The 22,256-nt window shown below is 58.9% G+C and carries 25 protein-coding genes; 13 read left to right on the top strand and 12 right to left on the bottom strand.

What is annotated here, in order from left to right; genetic code table 11:
* Positions 1-72 precede the first annotated feature (72 nt).
* From BLW70_RS17390 to BLW70_RS17380, 3 genes are all read right to left on the bottom strand, one after another.
* Positions 73-1,026 (bottom strand): FecR domain-containing protein, encoded by a 954-nt coding sequence (locus tag BLW70_RS17390; protein WP_074875950.1) that lies wholly within the window; start codon positions 1,024-1,026, stop codon positions 73-75.
* Positions 1,023-1,544, bottom strand: coding sequence for a sigma-70 family RNA polymerase sigma factor (locus BLW70_RS17385; protein WP_074875948.1), 522 nt, complete (start codon positions 1,542-1,544; stop codon positions 1,023-1,025). The genes BLW70_RS17390 and BLW70_RS17385 overlap by 4 nt, the downstream gene beginning before the upstream one ends.
* Before the next feature lie 92 nt (positions 1,545-1,636).
* Positions 1,637-2,005, bottom strand: coding sequence for a DUF427 domain-containing protein (locus BLW70_RS17380; protein WP_074875946.1), 369 nt, complete (start codon positions 2,003-2,005; stop codon positions 1,637-1,639).
* A gap of 260 nt (positions 2,006-2,265) precedes the next feature.
* Between BLW70_RS17380 and BLW70_RS17375 the strand changes: the two genes are divergently transcribed.
* From BLW70_RS17375 to BLW70_RS17355, 4 genes are all read left to right on the top strand, one after another.
* Positions 2,266-4,215, top strand: coding sequence for a DNA topoisomerase III (locus tag BLW70_RS17375; protein ID WP_074875944.1), 1,950 nt, complete (start codon positions 2,266-2,268; stop codon positions 4,213-4,215).
* Between the two features lie 104 nt (positions 4,216-4,319).
* A complete protein-coding gene (locus BLW70_RS17370; RefSeq protein WP_074875942.1) occupies positions 4,320-4,841 on the top strand; it encodes a GNAT family N-acetyltransferase in 522 nt (173 codons plus the stop codon).
* 521 nt (positions 4,842-5,362) lie between these two features.
* Positions 5,363-5,692, top strand: a complete 330-nt coding sequence (locus BLW70_RS17360) for a hypothetical protein (protein ID WP_074875936.1) — start codon at positions 5,363-5,365, stop codon at positions 5,690-5,692.
* Positions 5,693-5,816: 124 nt separating this feature from the next.
* Positions 5,817-6,119 (top strand): hypothetical protein, encoded by a 303-nt coding sequence (locus BLW70_RS17355; RefSeq protein WP_074875934.1) that lies wholly within the window; start codon positions 5,817-5,819, stop codon positions 6,117-6,119.
* On the opposite strand, the gene cynR is transcribed toward BLW70_RS17355, so the two are convergent.
* Positions 6,105-7,010, bottom strand: coding sequence for a transcriptional regulator CynR (gene cynR, locus BLW70_RS17350; protein WP_074875932.1), 906 nt, complete (start codon positions 7,008-7,010; stop codon positions 6,105-6,107). The two genes, BLW70_RS17355 and cynR, sit on opposite strands and share 15 nt — an antisense overlap.
* Before the next feature lie 125 nt (positions 7,011-7,135).
* On the opposite strand from cynR, the gene cynS reads away from it, so the two are divergent.
* The gene (cynS, locus tag BLW70_RS17345; RefSeq protein WP_074875931.1) at positions 7,136-7,603 is read left to right on the top strand and encodes a cyanase; all 468 of its coding nucleotides are present in this window, start codon (positions 7,136-7,138) and stop codon (positions 7,601-7,603) included.
* A 189-nt stretch (positions 7,604-7,792) separates the two neighbouring features.
* Complete coding sequence (locus tag BLW70_RS17340; protein ID WP_074875929.1) at positions 7,793-8,455, top strand: carbonic anhydrase; 663 nt, start codon at positions 7,793-7,795, stop codon at positions 8,453-8,455.
* A gap of 76 nt (positions 8,456-8,531) precedes the next feature.
* On the opposite strand, the gene BLW70_RS17335 is transcribed toward BLW70_RS17340, so the two are convergent.
* The 3 genes from BLW70_RS17335 to glsB all read right to left on the bottom strand — a co-directional run bounded on the left by BLW70_RS17335 (position 8,532) and on the right by glsB (position 11,622).
* Positions 8,532-8,882, bottom strand: coding sequence for a BON domain-containing protein (locus tag BLW70_RS17335; protein ID WP_074875927.1), 351 nt, complete (start codon positions 8,880-8,882; stop codon positions 8,532-8,534).
* 166 nt (positions 8,883-9,048) lie between these two features.
* Complete coding sequence (locus BLW70_RS17330) at positions 9,049-10,551, bottom strand: aldehyde dehydrogenase family protein (RefSeq protein ID WP_074875925.1); 1,503 nt, start codon at positions 10,549-10,551, stop codon at positions 9,049-9,051.
* Positions 10,552-10,713: 162 nt separating this feature from the next.
* Complete coding sequence (gene glsB / locus BLW70_RS17325) at positions 10,714-11,622, bottom strand: glutaminase B (RefSeq protein WP_074875923.1); 909 nt, start codon at positions 11,620-11,622, stop codon at positions 10,714-10,716.
* 493 nt (positions 11,623-12,115) lie between these two features.
* On the opposite strand from glsB, the gene BLW70_RS17320 reads away from it, so the two are divergent.
* From BLW70_RS17320 to BLW70_RS17310, 3 genes are all read left to right on the top strand, one after another.
* Complete coding sequence (locus BLW70_RS17320; RefSeq protein ID WP_074875921.1) at positions 12,116-12,334, top strand: HvfA family oxazolone/thioamide-modified RiPP metallophore; 219 nt, start codon at positions 12,116-12,118, stop codon at positions 12,332-12,334.
* A 54-nt stretch (positions 12,335-12,388) separates the two neighbouring features.
* A complete protein-coding gene (locus BLW70_RS17315; RefSeq protein ID WP_074875919.1) occupies positions 12,389-12,904 on the top strand; it encodes an HvfX family Cu-binding RiPP maturation protein in 516 nt (171 codons plus the stop codon).
* A gap of 126 nt (positions 12,905-13,030) precedes the next feature.
* Positions 13,031-13,729 (top strand): dienelactone hydrolase family protein, encoded by a 699-nt coding sequence (locus tag BLW70_RS17310; RefSeq protein ID WP_074875917.1) that lies wholly within the window; start codon positions 13,031-13,033, stop codon positions 13,727-13,729.
* A 137-nt stretch (positions 13,730-13,866) separates the two neighbouring features.
* Here BLW70_RS17310 and BLW70_RS17305 read toward each other — a convergent pair whose 3' ends face one another.
* From BLW70_RS17305 to BLW70_RS17295, 3 genes are all read right to left on the bottom strand, one after another.
* Positions 13,867-14,841 carry a nitrilase-related carbon-nitrogen hydrolase gene (locus BLW70_RS17305; protein ID WP_074875915.1) on the bottom strand — a complete coding sequence of 325 codons (975 nt, stop codon included), beginning with the start codon at positions 14,839-14,841 and terminating at the stop codon, positions 13,867-13,869.
* Between the two features lie 264 nt (positions 14,842-15,105).
* Positions 15,106-16,038 (bottom strand): GlxA family transcriptional regulator, encoded by a 933-nt coding sequence (locus BLW70_RS17300; RefSeq protein ID WP_074875914.1) that lies wholly within the window; start codon positions 16,036-16,038, stop codon positions 15,106-15,108.
* A gap of 142 nt (positions 16,039-16,180) precedes the next feature.
* Positions 16,181-16,381 carry a YbdD/YjiX family protein gene (locus tag BLW70_RS17295; RefSeq protein WP_074875912.1) on the bottom strand — a complete coding sequence of 67 codons (201 nt, stop codon included), beginning with the start codon at positions 16,379-16,381 and terminating at the stop codon, positions 16,181-16,183.
* A gap of 173 nt (positions 16,382-16,554) precedes the next feature.
* On the opposite strand from BLW70_RS17295, the gene BLW70_RS17290 reads away from it, so the two are divergent.
* Positions 16,555-17,040 (top strand): adenosine-specific kinase, encoded by a 486-nt coding sequence (locus tag BLW70_RS17290; RefSeq protein ID WP_074875910.1) that lies wholly within the window; start codon positions 16,555-16,557, stop codon positions 17,038-17,040.
* A gap of 67 nt (positions 17,041-17,107) precedes the next feature.
* Positions 17,108-18,160, top strand: coding sequence for an alpha/beta hydrolase family protein (locus tag BLW70_RS17285; RefSeq protein ID WP_074875908.1), 1,053 nt, complete (start codon positions 17,108-17,110; stop codon positions 18,158-18,160).
* 136 nt (positions 18,161-18,296) lie between these two features.
* Here BLW70_RS17285 and BLW70_RS17280 read toward each other — a convergent pair whose 3' ends face one another.
* Together BLW70_RS17280 and BLW70_RS17275 are read right to left on the bottom strand one after the other, a co-directional pair.
* A complete protein-coding gene (locus BLW70_RS17280; protein WP_074875906.1) occupies positions 18,297-18,866 on the bottom strand; it encodes a DJ-1/PfpI family protein in 570 nt (189 codons plus the stop codon).
* 267 nt (positions 18,867-19,133) lie between these two features.
* On the bottom strand, positions 19,134-19,802 hold the full coding sequence (locus tag BLW70_RS17275; RefSeq protein ID WP_074875904.1) for a polysaccharide lyase family 7 protein: 669 nt from the start codon (positions 19,800-19,802) through the stop codon (positions 19,134-19,136).
* A 344-nt stretch (positions 19,803-20,146) separates the two neighbouring features.
* On the opposite strand from BLW70_RS17275, the gene BLW70_RS17270 reads away from it, so the two are divergent.
* Positions 20,147-21,238 carry a DUF3616 domain-containing protein gene (locus BLW70_RS17270; protein ID WP_074875902.1) on the top strand — a complete coding sequence of 364 codons (1,092 nt, stop codon included), beginning with the start codon at positions 20,147-20,149 and terminating at the stop codon, positions 21,236-21,238.
* A gap of 439 nt (positions 21,239-21,677) precedes the next feature.
* Positions 21,678-22,256, top strand: coding sequence for an S-(hydroxymethyl)glutathione synthase (gene gfa, locus BLW70_RS17265; protein WP_074875900.1), 579 nt, complete (start codon positions 21,678-21,680; stop codon positions 22,254-22,256).

The following is a 22,256-nucleotide window of genomic DNA, read 5'->3' as shown; positions in this document are numbered from 1 at the left end:
TCACTGAGGGATGAGCCGAACGATGTGTATGAAAAGTGCAAAGGCAACAAAACTTTTTGTGCGCTGCGTGCGCTACTGCAAATCGCTACCCGAAACAGTGACCCAGTAACGGCTGTATCGGCTGACGCGAAGGGAGAAACCGCTCTCCAGCGCGGCCAGCGCCAGGTCGGTGTCATCGATGGGAAACGCGCCAGACACCCTTAAATTGGCAATGCGCGGATCACAACGCAGCACCCCGGTGCGATAGCGCGAAAGGTCGGCCAACAACTCGTCCAAGGGACGATCGATGGCGATGATACTGCCTCGCTGCCACGCGCCTGCCGAAGCATCGTTGCGCCGTACCGTCCCCAGCGAGATGGCATTGAAGCCGATAGCCTGGCCAGCTTCGAGGCGCACGGTCGATCCACCGCCAGAGGTGACTTCCACCGCTTTCTCAAGCACCGCCACCTCGCCACTCTCACTTTGGGACCGAACGATAAAACGCGTCCCCAGCGCCAGCACCTCGCCATGGCGGGTGACCACCTTGAACGGCCGCTGCGAAGGATCGACAGCGGTGGTGACGAGAATCTCGCCCCGCAACAGTTCCAGCACGCGTTGATGAGTGTCGAAACGCAGGTTGACCACGGTGTCGGTGTTCAGCAGCAACGAACTGCCATCCGCCAGACGAAACTCCCGGCGCTCACCCACGGCGGTGCGGAAATCGGCAAGCAGGTCTTGGGTTGTTTCACTGCGCCATCCGGACCAGCCCAGCGAACCGGCCGACGCCAATACCAACACACTGCGCAATACCTGACGGCGGGATCGCTCGGCCCCCCGCAAGGCCGGCGAAGCCAGGGTGCCCGGCACGCTGCTCATCTGCTCGCCGACAGCGGCCATGCGCTGCCAGGCCTGGCGATGTGCAGGATCAGCAACCAGCCAGTCATTCCACGCCGCACGATCCGAATCGGTCGCGACGCCGGACTGCAGCCGGGCGTACCACCGGGCGGCGATGCTGATTGCCTTTAACTCGACGGGCGACAGGCTCATGCGAGCTGCAACCGGATCTGCATCAGGCAGCAATGTTCCATGGCCTTGGCCATGTGATTGTTGACCGTGCGCACGCTGACACTCAGGCGCTCGGCAATTTGCGGATAGGTCAGGCCATCGAACTGAGACAGGATGAACGTTTGCTTGACCTTCGGCCCCAGCCCTTGCAGCAAACGGTCGATTTCCATCAGGGCCTGCAGCAGGATCGCCTGTTCCTCCAACGAGGGCTGTTGCCATTCGGGCATGGCGGCCAAGGCTTCCAGATAGGACTGCTCCAGCGAGCGCCGACGGAACAGATCGATCAGCAAGCCCTTGGCGATCATTGACAGGTAAGGTCGCGGCTCGCGAATCTCCAGCGCGTTGCGCGCCTTGATGACCCGGACGAAGGTGTCCTGCGCCAGGTCCGCCGCATCGAAGGCATTGCCCAGCCGTTTGCGCAGCCAGCCGTTGAGCCAACCGTGATGGTCGCAATACAGATCATTGACAGCGCTGCGCAGGGACAAATCGTTGACGGTCATGACAATAGAATAATTCGCGAGTGATAATGACTCGCATTGTCATCCGTGCAGGCGGTGATTGGCAATAGCCACCTTAGGCAAAAACCACCCTCTCACTCGATGTCCTTGAGCACCTCAAACGTGACTTGATCGGGATAGAAGGCCATATAGCCGCGAATCTGCTCGACCGACACTTTGGGGTCTTCATAGCTCCACACCGCGTTAGCGCCCTCATGTCCCGGGATTTGCAGACTGAAATAGCTGGCATCGCCCTTATAGGGGCAATAACTCGTGTGATCGGTGCGGGCAAAGTACTTTTCATCGATGTCTTCACGCGGTACGTAATACACCGGAGGGTAGTTGGCCTCGAGCAACACCAGCGCTCGTGCGGACGCGGCCACCTGGATGCCGTGAAACTTCACAAGCAGGCAGCCCGGCTGCTCTGCAATGGTGATGACAGGACTAGGACCGGTGCTTTTCATGAAATACGTTCCTCATGACGGTGATGGACCTGCAGGTGCGAGCGATGCGCGATTTATTAGGTATACCTCATGTTTTGCACTCATGACGGCTTCGCAGCCGAACGGGAGAGAGCCTCCTCGCCGATAGCGATCAGTGGGCTGAGAAGTCTGTGCAATGAATCGCAACGCACCAACTGTACATCCATACAGATAAAGATTGCCCCATCGCTCTTCAGCCGCCATCCTGTGCACCTCTCGACAGTTGATGAGCGATGGTGGTTATGCGGCTGTACCTCTGTGAAAAACCTTCCCAGGCCAAAGACATTGCGGCCGTCCTCGGCGCTAGGCGTCGTGGCGACGGCTGCTGGCTGGGAACGGACGTCACGGTAACCTGGTGCATCGGCCATCTGCTGGAAACCGCGCCGCCCGACGCCTATGACGCGCGTTACAAGCGATGGGTGCTGGCGGACCTGCCGATCATTCCAGAGAAGTGGAAAATGACCGTCAAGCCGCGTACGGCCAGCCAATACAAAGCGGTCAAGCGGCTGCTCGGAGAGGCCAGCGAACTGGTGATCGCCACCGACGCCGACCGTGAGGGCGAGATGATCGCCCGGGAACTGGTGGAGCATTGCCGTTATCGCGGGCCGATCCAGCGGCTATGGCTGTCGGCGCTGGACGATGCATCGATCCGCAAGGCATTGGCGGCACTGAAGCCGGGGGCAGAGACCTTTAGCCTTTACCATTCGGCACTCGGGCGCTCGCGGGCCGACTGGCTGATCGGGATGAACATGAGTCGGCTGTTCACGCTGTTGGGGCGTCAGTCCGGTTATCAGGGCGTATTGCCGGTCGGTCGGGTGCAAACGCCGACCCTGCGCCTGGTGGTGGATCGCGATCGCAGCATCGCCGATTTCGTGCCAGTCGCCTATTGGGCCATCGATGTGCAACTGCTGCACGACGGCACTACGTTCACCGCCCAGTGGCGTGCAGCCTCAGAGGTTTGCGACGATCAGGATCGCTGCCTGAATCAGGCGTTGGCGCAGCAAGCAGCGGCGGCAATCGGCACTGCGGCGAGTGCCCGGGTGATCAAACTGCGTACCGAGCGAATGCGCGAAGTGGCCCCCCTGCCCTTCGATCTGGGCACCTTGCAGGAAGTCTGCTCGAAGAAGCTCGGGCTCGGCGCCCAGGAAACCCTCGACATCGCCCAGGCGCTGTACGAAACCCACAAGGTCATCACCTATCCACGCAGCGACTGCGGTTATCTGCCCGTGAGTCAGCACAGCGAAGCTCCGGGCATACTTGCTGCGCTGAGGCAGGCTGATCCGGCGCTGAACGCCTTGAACGATTTCCTCGAGCCCCAGCGTCGCTCAAGGGCCTGGAACGACGCCAAGGTCAGCGCTCACCACGGCATCATCCCCACCGCTGCGGCGAAAAACCTCGAGCGGCTGGCGGGCAAGCAGCGGGCGGTCTACACCCTGATCCGCGCGCGTTACCTGGCGCAGTTTCTGCCCAACCATGAATACGACCGGACCCAGGCCGACTTCGACTGCGCCGGTGAAGCCTTTCGTGCCGTCGGCAAGCAGATCGTCGAGCCCGGCTGGAAACGCGCCCTGCCCGAGGCCCTTGCCCCGGCCAAGGGCCGGGAAGCACCGGCGCCGCAAACATTGCCGGCATTGGCTGAAGGACGTGACTGCGCAGTGGCCGACGTCAAGCTCAAGGACCTCTGGACGCAACCACCCAAACCGTTCACCGAAGGCGACCTGATCAAGGCGATGAAGAACGTCGCCAAACTGGTGGAAGATCCGCTGCTCAAACAGAAACTCAAGGACACCACTGGCATCGGCACTGAAGCGACCCGCGCTTCGATCATCCAGGGCCTGCTCGACCGGGGTTATCTGATCAAGAACGGCAAGGCCCTGGCCGCCACCCCGGCCGCGTTCAGCCTGATCGATGCCGTGCCGCGAGCCATCGCCGACCCGGGCACCACAGCCATTTGGGAGCAAGCGCTGGACATGGTGCAGAGCGGCGAGATGAGCCTGGAAGAATTCGTCACCAAACAGGCCGCGTGGATGAGCAAACAGGTGGCCCGTTGCGCCGGGCTGAGCCTGACCATCAGCGGACCGGCAAGCCCCGCCGGGCGCGGTGCAACACCGTGGAAAAACAAACGCAAGCCCGCCAAACGCAAGCCCTCGACGGGTACCAAACGCGCGGCAAAACCGGCGAGCAAGACCTGAGGGGATTTCGAGCGAGACTGAATGGACTATGTTCTTCAGAGTCAGCTGAGATACTCCCCAAGTTACGCACCAGGCAACAACCCTGCTTTCTGCGAGGTACGATCATGGCGACAATCAGCAGCCAGCCCTTGATTGAACTGCACGCCGCACAGCGCGACGAACTGGAAACGATTGAAAACCTGATGCAGTTCTACCTGTATGACTTCAGCGAGTGGCTGCCGCTGAAGCTCGGTGAGCATGGCTTCTTCAACGCTCAGCCCAAACCGGGCTACTGGCGCAACCCCGCCACCCGGCCGTTTTTGATCAAGGTTAATGGAGAATTGGCCGGTTTCGTGACGGTGGATGATGAAACCCAAGTTCCCGGCGCCGAGTACAACATCGGCTACTTCTTTGTCAGTCGACGCTTTCGTGGCCAAGGCGTCGCGAAGTTTGTCGTTTCCGCCCTCTTGAGCCGGTTCCCCGGTCAATGGCAAATTTTCCACCTCGACGTGAATCAACCTGCGCAGCGGTTCTGGGCTCGGGTCCTGCCTGATCTCACCCATGGCGAGTTCACCCTGCATCAGCAGCCGGTAGACGGTTATCCCTGCACCGTTTACCGATTCCAGACATCGCTGCCATCGTCCTGACTGGCGCGTTCCCCTAGCGCTTTTTAATTCCAAACAACTTTGTCCGACAATATGTAGTGACCAAAAATAATCACTACAAAACCGTTGACGCCTCCGATTTGCCCTTGCATGATGCAGACGTCTCCCCGATCGGGAGTACAGGCAACACGTTTGAGCAAGCTCGTCTGACCGCCGAGCTGTTTTTCCCGGATACACGCTGCCCACAAGGCAGATTGAAGAAGCTGACCTGGCCTGAACGTCCAGTACAAGGACGAGAAGCGCTGGCGATCAATCCTCATGAAGCTTGTGACCGACCCCTGAAAAGGTTGGCAGTGGCCTGAAGGTTTTCGCTGCTTCTCCTCGTTGTGACGCTATTGCGTAGCAGTTATTCAACACGACTACATGCAACAGACGCGGGACCCCGTCAATTTGGCGGCTGACTGCTGACGTCCTGGTTTCGGTGCCAGGGATCAACTAACCGATGGGCTACCTGTATTAGCGAATCAACTTTGAAAGATCACCAAATGGTCAAGGGGCTTACTATGAATCTGAACAATCAACCCACTATCGATGAACTGGCTCATCTGTTCGCTGCGCAAAAAGACAGCCATGACAGCCATATTCTGTGGATCAGCAAGTCGGGCCAGGTGCATATCGACTGCCTGTCGCCTCACGCTCACGAAGCGGAGTTCGACAAGAACAACCAGAACCTGCTCGCCCGACTGAAGATGTACCGTCGCGGCCAAGGCTATGTCGGCAAGAAAGCCGCGGCTGACAAGGACTTCATCGGTAACGTTCTGCAAACGCTGAAACAGGCGTGGGCCTCGATGCAGAACCAGAACGAAGTTCGGGTGATTGACCGGTTCTACTGACACCTGCACACCCCATCCATAAAAAGGCCTCGCTCGTTACATCGAGCGGGGCCTTTTTGTTTGCCTCATGCGCACCAAACACCGCTATCGTTAACCGTGTGCACTGGATCATTGGAGGTTTGTGATGAACATACAACTGACAGGCTTGCTGTTACTCGTAATGGCTAGTGCTGCCCATGCAAACACCGTCACCGGCGTGCCGTTGTTCGATGCTGACTGCCCCGGCAACATCATTGTTCATGCGGATCAGGACGGACCGGTGTTGATCAATAGCAAGGAAGCCGAGACCAAAGCCATTGACGATCGCCGTTTCGAAGCCAGGGGTTCGGGCGTCATCATCTCGATCACTCTCTCCGATGACGACTCGGTCACGGTGTCCTCCACGGGCAAGGCGCCCAATGGTGTGTGTGAATTAATAGAAGACTGACGTCGTCGACTCACCGGCAGCCGCACCCAATACCAGCTCCATAAAAGCCACCGACGCTGCGCTGTGATAGTTGTTTTTGCGTCGAAGCAGCGCGGCCCCTCGTTTGGGCGACTCGCCCAACAACGGGATTTTGCGCAACGCCCGGTCCTCGGTGGCAATGGGCTCCGGAAGAATGGTGGCGATGGCCGTGTGCCGAATGACTTCCAGCAAGGTGCTCACCGAGTTGACCTCGATCACCACCTTCGGCGTGATTTGCTCCTGGGCAAAGTACTCATCAATGCGGGTGCGGGTAACGAAGTCGGGGGTCAGCAGCGCAAACTCCAGTTGCGCGATCTCTTGCACGGACAACGCGACCTGGCTTTCGTATAACGGGTGATCACGCCCCACCATGACGCCCAACGTCTCGGTAAACGCCGGGATCGACTCGATGTCGGCATTTCTGACCTGGGTAAACGCGATGGCGATGTCCAGAGAGTCATCCACCAGCCCCGCCTCGATGTCATCCATCGACAGCTCGTAAATCTGTAGATGGATGTTCGGATACCGCGCCAGGTAATCGCGCACCAGCGGCCCCACCAGGTAAGCCATGAACGTTGGGGTCATGGCCAGTCGCAGGGTGCCTCGGGACAAGTCCTTTACGTCATGCAGCGCACGTTTGCCTGCCTCCAGTTCCACCAGCACCCGACGAGCACATTCGATGTAGGCCTCTCCCGCATCGGTGGGTTTCACCGTGCGCGAGGTTCGATCGAACAGGCTGACGCCCAGGGTTTCTTCCAGTTGCCGGATCTGTTGGGACAGGGTCGGCTGCGAAACGTGAAGTGCCTCGGCGGCGCGGGTGAAACCGCCGTGGTCGGCGACCGCCAGTAAATAGCGCAAATGTCGGAGCAGCATGAGGAAACCACCATCTATAGGCTGTGCTTATGCGCTGCATTGTATATCGGTCTTGGACGCTATGGATCGATCGGCAGAAGATGGCTCCACACCCAAGCAACCTCACTCCCGACAGGAGAATCACCATGCAACAGTCCCACGCCTACAGCGACCCAAGCCTGGCCCTGACCACGTCGATCCTCGATGCAAAAGCGCGCAAAAACCTGTCATGGCAGGACCTGACTGACGGCACCGGCCTCGGGCTGGCCTACGTCACTGCCGCCCTGCTCGGTCAGCACCCGCTGCCGGAAAGCGCCGCCAAAGTGATTGGCGAGAAGCTGGACCTGGACGCCGACACCGTTGCCCGCCTGCAGATCATCCCGTTGCGCGGCAGCCTCTCGGGTGTCCCGACCGACCCGACCATCTACCGCTTCTACGAAATGATCCAGATTTACGGCACCACCCTCAAAGCCCTGGTTCATGAGCAATTCGGCGACGGCATCATCAGTGCAATCAACTTCAAGCTCGACATGAAAAAAGTCGAAGACCCGGAAGGCGGCTCCCGCGCGGTGATCACCCTCGACGGCAAGTTCCTGCCACTGCGTCCGTTCTAAACGGATGACAGGCGAGTCGAGTTTCCACCTGTGACACACGATTCCCTGTAGCAGCTGCCGAGCCTGCGAGGCTGCGTTCGGCTGCGCAGCAGTCGCCTGGATCTGGCGAGGACTACGTCCTCGAACGCAGCCTCGCAAGCTCGGCAGCTGCTACAAAACAATCATTTGATTCACGTAGAGGACATCGCCATGAAAGCGCTCATCGAAGGTTTTTTGAAGTTCCAGAAAGACGCCTTTCCACAACGCACCGACCTGTTCAAGCACCTGGCCACCACCCAGCATCCGGGCACGCTGTTCATCACCTGCTCCGACAGCCGTGTCGTGCCAGAACTGCTGACCCAACAAGAACCCGGTGAACTGTTTGTGATCCGCAATGCCGGCAACATCGTGCCCTCCTACAGCCCTCACCCCGGCGGTGTGTCGGCTACGGTCGAATATGCGGTCGCGGTGCTTGGAGTCACCGATATTGTGATCTGCGGGCACTCGGACTGTGGCGCCATGACCGCCGTCGCCAAGTGCACATGCATGGACCACTTGCCCGCCGTCAGCGGCTGGTTGCAACACGCCGAGTCAGCGAAAGTCATCAACGAATCGCGTCCGCACGCCAATGAAGCGGCGAAGGTGAGTTCAATGGTTCGGGAGAATGTCATCGCGCAACTGGCCAATATCCAGACGCATCCGAGCGTGCGCCTGGCTCAGGAGAAAGGCCTGTTGAATTTGCATGGTTGGGTCTACGACATCGAGACCGGTTCCATCGAGGCACTGGATGCCGACAGCCACCGTTTTGTGGCGCTCGCCGAGTATCCGGACACCTGCGCCCTTCAAGCCCGATCCATAGAAGCAGCAGCCTGAAGTGTCGATTGGCAGACAGGCGATCGACGCAACGCTCCCGGCTCACGGGAGCGTTGCACTGACACCATCGACCGGGTTATTTATCGTCGATCCTTGTTGACGATTGTGGCCGACTCTCAGGGGCCTCTTCCGCGTTGGGTGGTTGTTGAGTACTGCCTGGCGTGAACACGTGAGTCAGCAAGTCTCTGGCATCCACTTCGACAACCCCCGGAACCGAACGGGCCAAAGCAACCGCCCGCTCACACTGTTTATGGGTGTTGACGCGACCGCTCAATGCCACCGTCCCCCCATGGGTTTTCACATGGATTTGCAGGCCAAAGCTGGGTTCGGCCATTGCCAGGGCTGACTTCACCCTGGCGGTAATCCACGTGTCGTGAACGCCCCTTTCCAGATCATGAGAGTATTGTTGGAAGGAATGAAGTTTCATGGTGTAACCCTCTCTCCGTCATCTGGTGCACTGCCCGTCCCTTGGCGGTGCAACCTTGACGCTCGGGCGAGCGTTATGGACATCTGATTCGTTTCGAGTGCTCGCCACGCCCATACGGGCGCACATTAAGTATAGTGCGGCCGTTGACTGGGATCGTGGTGCCGGATCAGCGTTTGACCGACAGATCCATCTGAGTCATGCGACTGCGGATCGTGAACACCCCATCTCCCGAGAGAATCGCGCTACGAGCAAACAGGCGACCGCTCTCCCAGTTCGAAAGCCCCAGTTCCGGCTTGTTCAGCGCGTACTGTCCGTCGACCCAGCGGGTAATCCCGTTGCCGACAAAAGGTGCGTTGACCGCGTTGTAGAAGCGTTCCTGAGCGGCGGCGTCTTCACTGATCAGCGAGACGGTGAACTGCGGGCTATAACAATTGAACAAGGCGATGGCGTTATCCAGGTCATCGACAATCTTCAAGCTGACTTCCGGGGTTTCTTCCCATTCCCACTCGCGGCCCAACTGGTCCTCGGGCAACGGTTCGGCCAACGCTTCGGTCTGATAGCCTTCGGCGCGGTACACCTCAACACTGGCGGTCTGCCAATCAGTCGGCAGGTATTGCTCGCTGCCTTCGACAATGTGCAATTTGCAGCCCTGCCCGCGTGCGGTGCCGGCCTGTTGCAGCGCGTCGAGGAACAGCGGCAACAATTCTGCGACACGGTCACGGTGAATCAGGCAGACATTCATTGTGTTGCAGACTTTGCGATCCAGCGAGTTGCGCACTACCGCGGCAAAGCGCTGGGCATCGGCATCCTTGTCGGCGATCAGCCAGGCGCCACCGGTGCCGTGCAGGCTGACGGCGGTGCCAGCCTGTTGGGCGATGCTGCCCAACTGGCTGACGGCGCGCCCCGAACCACGGGCCACCGCCAGTGACAGGCGTCGGTCGGCGAACATTGCCCAACCGGCCGCGTGATTGACGCTTTCTACCAGCGACACCGCGCCGGCAGGCAACCCTGCGTCGCTCAGTGCCGGATTCAACGCGTGGGTGACGATGGCTTGCGCCGTGCCCAACGCATCGCTGCCGATTCGCAACACCGCTGTGTTACCCGTGCGCAACACACCGGCGGCGTCGGCGAAAACATTCGGCCGGCCTTCGAAGACGAACGCGACGATGCCCAGCGGAGAAACCACTTGCTCGACTTTCCAGCCGTCATGCTCGACGCAACTGACCACCTTGCCGCGCGTAGCCGACGCATCGCGCCAGGCCCTGAGGCCGGCGATCATGTCGCGGCGCATGCGTTCATCCGCCAGAAGGCGCGTGGTGGAGCGCCCGCGGGCCTTGGCTCGTTCGATATCGGCCAGGTTGGCGGCTTCGATCAAAGCCCAGCAGGCAGGGTCTTCCAGGCGTTGGGCGAAGCGATCGAAGAACTCGCTGATGGCTTGATCGGAAACCGCGGATATTGCGCTGAAAGCCGCTTCCGCCCGCTCGATTGCAATGGCCGCCGCTTGCTGGTCGACTACCGGAATCAGTAACAATTCGCCGCTGACCTGCTCCACCAGCAAATGGTCCCCGGGCTGAAAACGCGCGGCCAATTCGGGGCTGACCACAGAGACACGATTCCCGGCGAAAGGGATAGCTGTGCCAGCGACTAGACGTTCGAGCGCAAGAGACATGAAGCGGTTTCACCATGCAGGGGGCGGTCGGAAAATGTATAGGAAAATCCCTGGAGCGTCATTAACCGCACGCCTGGCCACTGATCGAAAACCCGGCGGCCCGTTTCCTCGCTAAAAGCATTTCCGGTTTTCCAGGATGGCCGTCGAGCGGCAGTACCGTGCCTAGAAAACCGACCAGCCAATCCGCTGACTCAGCAGCTCCAGCGCGGCCATGCCCGCGAGGGAGTTGCCGGCGGTGTTCAACTCCGGCGACCAGACGCACACGGTAAATTGCCCCGGCACCACCGCGACAATTCCCCCGCCCACGCCGCTCTTGCCCGGTAAACCGACGCGATAGGCAAAGTTGCCGGCTTCATCGTAGAGGCCGCTGGTGGCCATGATCGAGTTGACTTGCTGGATCTGGCGCGCGGTGAGGATCTGTTCGCCGCTGTGCTTGCAGAAACCATCGTTGGCCAGGAAACAGAACGCCCGCGCCAGATCCACGCAGCTCATGCGTAGTGCGCAATGGCTGAAATAACTGCGCAGCACCGCTTCGACATCGTTGTGAAAATTGCCGAACGATTGCATCAGGTAGGCCATCGCAGCATTGCGCGCGCGATGCTGGTATTCCGACTCGGCGACCTTGCCATCTACCATGACTTGCGGGTTGCCGGACAGCCGACGGACAAAGTCGCGCATCGACAGCGCCGGCGCGGCAAAGCGTGACTGGTTGATGTCGCAGATCACCAGCGCACCGGCGTTGATGAAGGGATTGCGCGGTCGCCCGCGTTCGAATTCCAGTTGCACCAGCGAATTGAACGGTTGGCCGGAAGGCTCGTGACCCAGGCGCGTCCAAATGGTTTCGCCGGAGTGTTCGATGGCCTGCACCAGGCTGAACACCTTGGAAATACTCTGCACCGAGAACAGCGTATGGGCGTCGCCGGCGCAATACAGTTCGCCGTCATTGCCGTACACCGCGATGCCCAACTGATCGGCCGGCACTGTACCGAGGGCGGGAATATAGTCAGCCACCTTGCCCTGGCCGATCAGGGGACGAACTGCGTCAAGGATCTCGTTCAACAGCGCTTGCATGCAGGGTTCCGAAGTCTCGCCCCATGGGATCGCGGGGACACAGACGCTAGACGCCACTGGTCAGTGCTGGATCACAGTTTCCTGCAGGAGCATGCGATATCTGCACGACTGAAACACTACCCCTGTAGCAGCTGTCGAGCCCTAGCGAGGCTGCGTTCGGCTGCGAAGCAGTCGTGAAATCCAGCGGCTCGGTAGTCCAGGTTAATCGCGTGCACTGGGTTTACGGCTGCTTCGCAGCCGAACGCAGCCTCGCTAGGGCTCGACAGCTGCTACAGAGCTGAGCGCAGGCTCGACAGCTGCTACAGGATTTCGGGTTGGCCGAGAAATTTCAGGGTTACGTATCACAGTGTGTACAGCGCCCCTGCCGACACACCCCGCCCCTAAAACCCCTCGCCAAAGACACATCGCAGATACACCTGCTTGATGAACTGTGCCCGTCGATTGGCCGCGCCAATCAAAGCGTTCAACTCACTCAATGCTACGGAGTATCACCATGTTCAAACTCTCGACTTCTTCCTTGACCCTCGGCCTGATCATCGCTGGTGGCCTGGCCCTGTCCAACGCGGCTTCAGCCTCTGAGTCCGAGGCGTTCAGCATGAAACAACTGACCCACGGCTATAGCCAGGCCCAGGCCGACTCGGCAGAAAAACCGGCGGAAGGTAAATGTGGCGAAGGCAAATGCGGCGAAGGCAAGTGCGGCGCCAGCAAGTAACCTTTTGCGTGGGGCACCGCGGTGCCCCTCCTCCCTGACTGAACGGAGATCTCCATGACCACCTCACTCTCGTCGGCCGTAAAAGGCTTGCATCTGAAGCTCGACTGCGTCGGTAGCTGGATCGCGCCACTGACCCTGCGGGTATTCCTCGCCTGGGAGTTCTTCGAATCAGGCCTGGAAAAATTCAATGGCGAAAACTGGTTCGCCGATATTCAGGACAACTTCCCGTTCCCCTTCAACCGCGTGCCAGCCACGCTGAACTGGGAACTGTCGATGTGGGCTGAACTGATCTGTGCCCTGGCCATACTGGTCGGCCTGGGAACCCGGATCTCGGCGTTGATTTTGATCGTGGTCACGGTCGTCGCGACCGCCGCCGTTCACTGGCCAGCCGATTGGTCTACATTGAGTGAGCTTGCTCAGGGTTATGCCATCAGCAACAAAGGTCACGGCAACTTCAAACTGCCGCTGATCTATCTCGCGGCCTTTATGCCGCTGTTGCTCTCGGGTGCCGGCAAGCTCAGCCTCGATGCGCTGCTGGCTCGAGTCTTCTGGCGTCGCGACAAGCGTTGAAGCGCCACCGGTATTGGCAGTGGACGGCTTCGCCGAATGATGGAAACGTATGCAGGCGCTGCCAAGCCTCAAGACTACGCAGCCCAGTAACCTTCACCCCACTCACTTGCGAAGACAGGAGCCACCATGAGCGTGACCACCCAATGGATCGAGATCGACAGCGCTGACGGCAAATTCGGCGCTTACCTGGCCATTCCGCATACCCGCAAAGGCCCGGGGATCGTGCTGATCCAGGAAATCTTTGGCGTGAATGAACACATCCGCTCGGTCGCTGAACAATACGCTGCCGACGGTTACCTGGTGATTGCACCGGACCTGTTCTGGCGCAACGGCCACCGTATCGAACTGGGTTACGACGAGGCCGGCTGGAAACGCGCCGTCGAGTTGATGAACGCCACCGACGTCGGCAAGGCACAGACCGACATCGAACTGGCCATCGACGCCTTGAAAGCCCAACCGGGGCTGGACGGTGGGATCGCCTCGATTGGTTACTGCTTCGGCGGTTTGCTCTCGTACCACACCGCCGCCAATGGGCTGGTGGACGTGGCCATCGCCTATTACGGCGGCGGAATCCAGAATCAGCTGGACCGCGCCGATGAAATCGAAGTGCCGCTGCTGATGCACTTCGGCGAACAGGACAGCCATATCCCACTGGAAGCCGTGGAAAAGATCGCCGAACGTTTCGAGAACAACGATAACGTCGAAATTGTCGTGTACCCAGAGGCCGAACATGGCTTCAACTGCTCGCATCGCGACAGCTACAACCAACGCGCAGCGGCAGAGGCCCATGGCAATACGTTGATCTTTTTGGGTCAGGAACTGTAAGGCCGGAGTTTTTTAGCGCCTGTAATGGCCCCATCGCGGGCAAGTCGGATCATCGCATCGCACGCTCCCACATTGGAATGCATTTCCCCTGTGGGAGCGTGGCTTGCCCGCGATGGGGTCGATACGGTCTCAGCCGCTTAACGACAGGTTTCTTCTACCACCTCGCTCACTATCAACTTCGGATGTGCACTGCGTTCATGCACATGACTCGTCGGTGTACGGTCGATCAGCAGGCTCAGCAGTTCCGGGCGGCTGTAGTGACCGCGCGAATCCATCATGCGTTTGCGCCTGTCGATCAGGCCCATGTCGAGGTCGGCGATCACCTCGCCTTCGCCTTCGGTCAGCGAGCCCAGCACCACGCCGTCCGGGCTGATGATCGCGGTAAAGCAACCACCGGAAATCGGGCCGATGGGGCAACCGGTGTCGGCCATGATTTGTGCCTGTTGTTCAGGGTTCAGCCAAGCGGTGGAGTTGACCACGAAACATGCCGCCTCCAACGCATGCTGGCGAACGCTGACTTCCATTTGTGAAGCGAACAAAGGCCCCGCAAACGATCCTGGATACATCGCCGCATGGATCTGTTCGCCGTCAACCATCAAGGCATAACGAGCCAGCGGGTTGTAATGTTCCCAACACGCCAACTGGCCGATGCGCCCTACCGCGCTGTCGGTGGCGCGCAGGCCTGAGCCGTCGCCCATGCCCCAGATCATGCGTTCGTGATAGGTCGGGGAAATCTTGCGCCGATGCTGAATCAGGCTGCCGTCGGCGTCGAACAACAACTGCGCGTTGTACAACGTGCCGCCGTCACGTTCATTGACACCGATTGAAACCACCATGCCCGCCTGTCTGGCGGCGGCGCCGATGGCCTCGGTGGCAGCCGAAGGAACAGTGACGGCCTGATCCAGCAGTTTGAGGTGTTCAGCCGCCATTTCGAAAGGCGACTGAACGAACGAAAAGTACGGGTAGTAAGGCACGATGGTTTCCGGGAACACGGCGAACTGCACGCCCTGCTCGCCGAGTTCGAGAATCTTCTGCACCACTTTGTCGACGGTGCCTTCACGGCTGTAAAGAACGGGGCTGATTTGGACGGCGGCGGCTTTTACGAGGGTCATGGCGGTGATCTCATTGAGGGAATGGACTTCAACGAGATCAAAATTACGCCAATAATATTTGGGCCGAAATGTCGAATACACCACCTTTTAGGACATCCCAAGCATCACCCGCGGTAATCGATGAGTAACCTGTGGCGAGGGAGCTTGCTCCCGCTGGACTTGCGCAGCAGTCCCCTTCTTTTTTGGGGTAAGGGGGCCGCTTCGCGACCCAGCGGGAGCAAGCTCCCTCGCCACAGGTTCAGTGTCACGTTTGACTGACTGGCATCAACCGCGATTGGCGCGCTGGATGACCTGTGGTGGCTGGCCAAATGCGCGGATAAACGCCCGACGCATCCGCTCTCGATCGCCAAAACCGGTATCGGTCGCCACCACGTCGATGGGGTGCCGACCGGTTTCCATCATCAGACGCGCCGCTTCTACCCGCAGGTTTTCGATGGCCTTGGCCGGTGATTGCCCGGTTTCGGCATGGAACACACGGCTGAATTGCCGGGGGCTGAGGTGGGCGGCACTGGCCAGTTCCTCGACCGACAGTGCAGCCTTCAGGTTCTGCTTGGCATAGGCCAACGCGGCCTGGACGCGATCGGTCTTGGGCGCCAGTTCGAGCATTACCGAAAACTGCGACTGCCCTCCCGCGCGTCGGTGATACACCACCAATTGCCGGGCGACCCGCCGCGCCACTTCCACGCCCAGGTCGCCTTCAACCAGGGCCAATGCCAGATCGACACAAGCGCTCATGCCCGCCGCCGTCCAGATGTTGCCGTCATTGATGAAGATCCGGTCTTCCTCGACCTTCACCTGCGGGTACGCCTTCTGCAGCGCCGGCGCGTGACACCAGTGAGTGGTCGCCCGCCGACCGTCGAGCAACCCGGCCTCGGCCAGCGCAATCGCGCCGGTGCAGATCGAGCCCAGACGCCGGGTGGTCCGACTGGCGTTGCGCAAAAACGCCACCATGCCCGGGGATACCGGGCGGATCAGGTTGTCGCCCATCACCAGCAGCGTGTCGAACGAGCGCTGGTCGAACGCCGTGGTTTCCACGCCAAAACCGGCGGAAGTCTGCACCGTGCCGCCGAGCTCGGACAGCAAGGCAATGTCGTACGCCGGCTCGTCGGTGGCCATGTTGGCCAACTCGAACGTGGCGCACATGGCCAGGCCCAACACCTGAAAACCGGGGTAAACGATGAGTCCGATGGTGTGCATGGTGGCGGCTTTCTTTTGACCTTAAAAGTGGTCTGTCTGATTTAACAGCCACTGACATCGCGTCGCAAGATGGTCATCAGGTACTGATGCTGACCGGCATCGGCGGCTCGGCCATTGTCGATGCGTTGAACTATGCGAAGTTCTAGCAGCAACGGGTATTGCATTTTCCACGGCCGAAACGGGCCTCCTGACGCTCTCGAAAAAACGCTGAATAGCTCATGACCGGCTCGCCGGGATGATTGAGCGCCATTTGCGCAACGTAGTTATCGTAATCGGGCACTCCGACCATCAAACGGGCGCTCTGGCTGAGGAACTTCGCGACCTGCTGCAGTTTGCGGTACATGGCAATTCTCTCTATGAGTGGGGGCTGGCCCATGAAAGCGCACTGATGTATCTGCACTGTGTCAGCACCGGGGTCTTTTGTATTTTCAAGTATCAACCGCAGCGGCGATCAACGTCCGGCTCGTTCTCACGCTAGGCTGAAGATTAACGACATCGTGGAAGGAGGCGTTCGAGATGCAACTCAGCACGTTGAAAATCGATAAACCGGAAGCGACGAACTTCATTCTGGGGCAGACGCACTTCATCAAGTCCGTCGAGGACATCCACGAAGCGTTGGTCAATGCCGTGCCGGGAATCCGCTTTGGCGTGGCCTTTTGCGAAGCTTCCGGCAAATGCCTGGTGCGCTGGTCCGGCACCGATACCGCCATGATCGAACTGGCCCAGAAGAATGCGACAGCCATTGGCGCGGGCCATAGCTTCATCGTTTTCCTCGACGATGGCTTCTATCCCGTAAACGTGTTGAACGCCGTCAAAATGGTTCCAGAGGTGTGCCGTATTTTTTGTGCAACGGCCAACCCGACTGAAGTGATTCTCGTCGAGACGGAGCAAGGGCGAGCGATTCTGGGCGTGGTGGACGGCTTCTGTGCCCGTGACATTGAAGGCGAGGAAGACATCCTGTGGCGCAAGAGCCTGTTGCGGCAGATTGGCTACAAACTTTGAGCACCTTGCGTTATAAACGGGCGCTGAACTCATACCATGCACTTGTCTAATCAAGGAAGAAACGGCATTGAAAATAGCTTTTGGCGCCCTGTTGTTGACCGGGCTGACGACTCTCGCACTCGCTGACGAGAACCCTGTCGGCTTCCACGCTTCCACACTGGCGGACTCGCACAATGACCGTGCGCTAGAAATGGTCGTCTGGTACCCCAGTGCAACTACCGCTGCCACGCAAATGATTGGTGATGATGCGGTGTTCGTCGGGGCTTCTGCCGTTCGTGACGCGCCGCCTGCTGCTGGCAAGCATCCATTGTTGGTGCTCTCCCACGGGTACAGAGGTAACTGGAGCAACCAGATCTGGCTTGCCAGTGCTCTGGCTCATAGGGGTTACATCGTCGCCGCAATCAACCACCCCGGCACTACCACTCATGACCGTAGCCCTCCAGCAGCGGCGCAGTTATGGCAGCGGCCCGTTGATTTGCGCAGAGCTATTGATGGGGTCACGACTCAACCTGAAAAATTCGGCTTGGTCGCCAATGACCGAATTGCGGTGGTGGGCCATTCACTCGGCGGCTGGACCGCCCTGGAAATCGCCGGCGCCCGGTTCGATCCAGACCGCTTCGCCCATGACTGCAAAGCCCACCCGCAGTTATCAAGTTGCACCGTCTACGCAAAGATAAACCCCGCAACCACCTCGGAATCAAAGGCCGCATTGACCGCCGATTGGCGCGATAAACGCGTCACTGCTGTGGTTACCTTGGACCTGGGCCTTTCACGGGGCATGACCGATGAAAGCCTGGCAACGCTGCCGGTACCCGCGCTGGTGATCGCTGCCGGCGTACCGTCGGAGGAGCTTCCCGCTGAGTTGGAGTCTGCCAATCTGGTCAAACGCCTGCCTTCGGCATCAAGCCGCTACGTCGAAATCAGCGATGCAAGCCATTTCAGTTTCTTGTCGATGTGCAAACCTGGCGCGCAGGCATTGCTTGAAGAAGAAGTACCAGGCGATGGCATCATTTGCCGAGATGGCAACAACGCTCGCCCGCGCGGGGAGATTCAACAGCAAATTACATCGCTGATAGCAGAGTTTCTTCAGTCGTCTATCTACAAAGAAGACAGTTTGTAGAATCGGGGTACGAGAAACTGTCGCAGTTCAAAAAAACCGCTTGAGTAGTTTCAGCGTTCAATAGGTGACAGATTTATTTTTTCGCTAAATAGATCCGTCACCTTTTATCGGATCGGCTGTTTTTACGACCAAGCGATCACCGATGTTCCGCTGCCAACATTGACCTGAACTGAGAAATGATTTCCGAAGATAGCCCGGCACCTTCGAACACTGCGCAGGTGAAACTAACGGGTGCAGGGCCTGGAGCAGTGATGATGCGGTCTGCAACCACTGCGACCGGACTGTTTTGATAAAGCGTGCCCCCTTCATAACCTACGGCATGCTGTTTTAAGAAATCAGCGCTGTTTGAAGTATGAGGAACCGTGTCGAGAAGCCCGGCCCTGGCAAGTGCCAGCGTTCCCCCACAAATACCGGCAATTGCAGCTCCACTTGAACGACTGGCGTGAAGAAAGGCCCGAATATCCGGTGCGTCTGAACGCTCCCAGACCATTCCTCCAATGACGACAACAACGTCCGGTTTCCAGTCCAGACATTCTTGCAAACTGCTATCGACCGTTACTGCCAATCCACCTTGCGAGCGGAACTGCCCCGCAGCAGGAGCGAAAAACCTGACGTCGATCCCGTAAAACGGGGACGCAGTTCCAGCAATGAAAGCGTATTCCCAGTCCGCAAAACCGGGTGTCAGTATCAATCCCACGCGTGCCATCAGTCAGAATCCTCCATGAGTGCCAATAATAAATGGCGACAACAAACATACATCAGGGGCTGGTTTGGGCCGATAGCTGCCCATCGCGAAACGGTGCAATCCCCCTGTATGCGCACGCAATGGTTTTGAAAGGCTTCGAGGGCATCTGCCGTCCACGCGGTTGAGTTCACTGACAGCTAGCCACTTGGTAGCCGATCGACGAGGAAATCCACTAAAGGTTTTCACCCTTCGGATCGGCGTGCCAACGGTAGTGACCTAAAGAAGCGACTAATTGTTGTGTTGGACCTCCAGCATCCTGAACGTCACTTTTCCGCCCTCGGTGGGATAGCCGGTGTTGTCCTGCACATATGCGCCCGCTTTGAAATACAGTGGCTTGGTCTTCCAGCTCGGGTCGATGGTGGTTCTCCAGTTGTTTCCTGCTGCGCTGATGCCCAGCGCGCCCTTCGGGCTGAGGTGGAGCTGGTAGGAAAAGTTGCGGCCGAGCGGCACACCCGTCGCAATGGTAATGACCTGGCCCTCTTCATCGTCGGCGCGCATGCGCACCTTGGCGACAATGTTTCCCGTCGAAGCCGACGTTTTGTATTGGTATTCCAGCTTCACCATGGGACTGTTGCTGTCCTTGTTGTGAATCTGACCAATCACGATCTTGCCGGAGCTGGGCACCTGATTGACGCTCAGATTCGCCCGCAGAATGTTATCCGCCGCTGAATACTGCCAGTTGCGTAGCCTTCCATCGCTATAGGTTTCCCGCAACTCGCTGCGCGGGTAAATAGCGTTGGCCGTCCTGGAACCGGTTACAGGTGCCCAGAAAGAAAGGGTAGCGGCTTCAGAACTGAAATACTGGCCCTTGAAGCCTTGCGCCAGTCGAGGCGTTTCTATGGTGGCCGGTGGGCTGCCTTCAGGGATGCTTAAATTCCAGGTGGCGAGGTCGATCATGTCAATAATCCTGTATGCGGGGAATGTTGCGGCCACAGTTGCGCTCGAACCGACGCTATTGAGCTGTGTCAATTGGGTCTGCTGATCAGGAAAACGGTATGGCAGTAGATTGACGTCAAATGATCGTCGAGGTGATTAGTGCAGGCTTTGTGCCTGCCGGGGTTACCGTTGGTCGGCTATTTTGAACGTTGACGGAACTAATTCTGGTTGCTTGCGGCGAAGGGACCTGAGCCATCAGCGGTGCACAGGTCGGCTAGGATGAGTGGATGCACTGGACCAAGAACACGTTCAGAAGCCGGTTCTGAATAACCGGCGCGCCGCGCCATAAAAACAGGAGACCGCTCATGAGCCACCGAAGCAGTTTTGCGCTGTTGAGCTTTGATCCAGCGTTTGCGTCGTTGCGCAATGGCCTTTCGGTCGCTCAGCAGATTGACGACACACTCTGGGTGGCGAACGACGAAACCACGAGCCTGGAACGCCTGAAAATCCAGGATGCTGCGCCCGGCGGCGTCGTAAGGTGCGACGAGCACAAATCGTTTGCGCTCCTGGAATATCTGGATCTGCCCATACCGAAACAAGACGCCGAGATTGATATCGAAGGCTTGGCCTATGTCCCTGACAGTGGCTACCTTTGGGTGGTGGGCTCCCATAGCCTGAAGCGAAAGAAAGCCGAGGCCGGCACTTCTGCACAGAAGAATATCAAGCGCCTGTCGACAGTAGAGGCGGACGGCAATCGTTTCCTGCTGGCCCGCATCCCTGTGGTGCAGCAAAACGACAGCTATGTACTCGCCAGGAAAGTGGATGCCGATGGACGTACAGCGGCGCAACTACCGGGCAACGAAACCGGTAACGACCTGACCGCGGCCATTGCTGAAGATCCTCAGCTACGCGACTTCCTGCGTATCCCGGGTAAGGACAACGGCTTCGATATCGAAGGGTTGGCGGTGATCGGCTCGCGCCTTCTGCTGGGGCTGCGTGGACCGGTGCTACGCGGCTGGGCCGTGTTGCTGGAGATAGAACCTGAGCTGAACGACGCCTCGACTGACACGCTGGTGCTGAAGAAGATCGGTCCGGATGGGCGCCGCTACCGCAAGCACTTCTTCGCGCTCAATGGGCTGGGCTTGCGTGACCTGTGCACCCGCGGTGACGATCTGCTGATCCTGGCGGGCCCTACGATGGAGCAGGACGGTCCGGTAACGGTCTTCCGCTGGCGCGGCGGTTTCGCGTCCGACGAGGAAAGCGTGGTCTTCACCGATCAATTGGAGAAGGTGCTGGAGGTGCCTTTCGGGCAAGGCAACGATCACGCTGAAGGCATGTGTCTGTTCCAATCGGGCGAGCAGCCCGGGGAGGTTCTGATGATCGTCTACGACTCTGCGGCAGAGAGTCGTAAACACGGCGATACGGATGTGGAAGGAGACCTGTTCATCCTGGATTAGCCACGCACATCTACGTCAACGCGGCCTGTAGATACACGGTGGTGTTGTCGGACTTCTCCAAACTGCTGGCCATTCCGTTACGCGACGGCTGTGACTTGATGGATGTGATCGGCCGACGCTTGCGGGCTCAAGCAGCGGAATAAATGAAAACGGGCGCCGTGACGGCGCCCGTTTTTTGTGTCCCGCCTTTTATCGTCCCTCCCCCGTGCGCAGGCCCAAGCCGCGCTCAAGGCGTCATCGCAGACTATTCTTGATCTGGGTACCCGACCGGTCGCACCGAAGGAGGTCACTCGTTTATGCGCTGTGCCCTTTTCAAAATCCGCCGCAGTTCGATCTGATGCATGAAGGCAAATCGAGCCGCGCCGTCATCGAGTTCCGATGAACTACCGGTCTGGGGCACGGCCCAGGCACTCTGTCACCCTGAAACGGAGACGCCAGCATGAGCACCTTGCAACTTCACCCCGCACTGGACAATGGTATCCAACCCGCCGCCGAGAATTTCGCCGGTGGCACCCTGCAATGCCTGTGTGCGACCGACAAGGTCGAGGTCAAGATCGACGCACAAACGCTGCATAACCACGCGTGCGGTTGCAGCAAATGCTGGAAACCGCAAAACGCGATATTCGCCGTCATCGCCGTGGTGCCACGAGATAAGGTCAGCGTCATTGCCCATGGCGAAAAACTGGAGATTGTCGACGAAAACGCAACCATCCAGCGCCACGCCTGCAAGCAGTGTCACGCCCATTTATTCGGGCGCATCGAGAACAAGGACCATGCATTTTATGGCCTGGACTTCGTCCACACCGAGCTTTCGCCACAGAGCGGATGGGCTGCGCCGGGATTCGCGGCGTTCGTGTCCTCCATCATCGAAACCGGTACGCCGCCAGCGCAAATGAAGGCTATCCGCGAGCGCCTGCGCTCGATCGGCCTGGAACCCTATGACTGCCTGTCCCCGGACTTGATGGACGCACTGGCGATTCACGTCGCCAAACAGAAAGGCCTGCTCCCCGCCGCCTGA

This window comes from Pseudomonas frederiksbergensis (assembly GCF_900105495.1).
Lineage (GTDB): Bacteria > Pseudomonadota > Gammaproteobacteria > Pseudomonadales > Pseudomonadaceae > Aquipseudomonas > Aquipseudomonas frederiksbergensis.
Note: the sequence above shows the minus strand (reverse complement) of the source record. Positions and strands in the feature narration are given on the sequence as shown.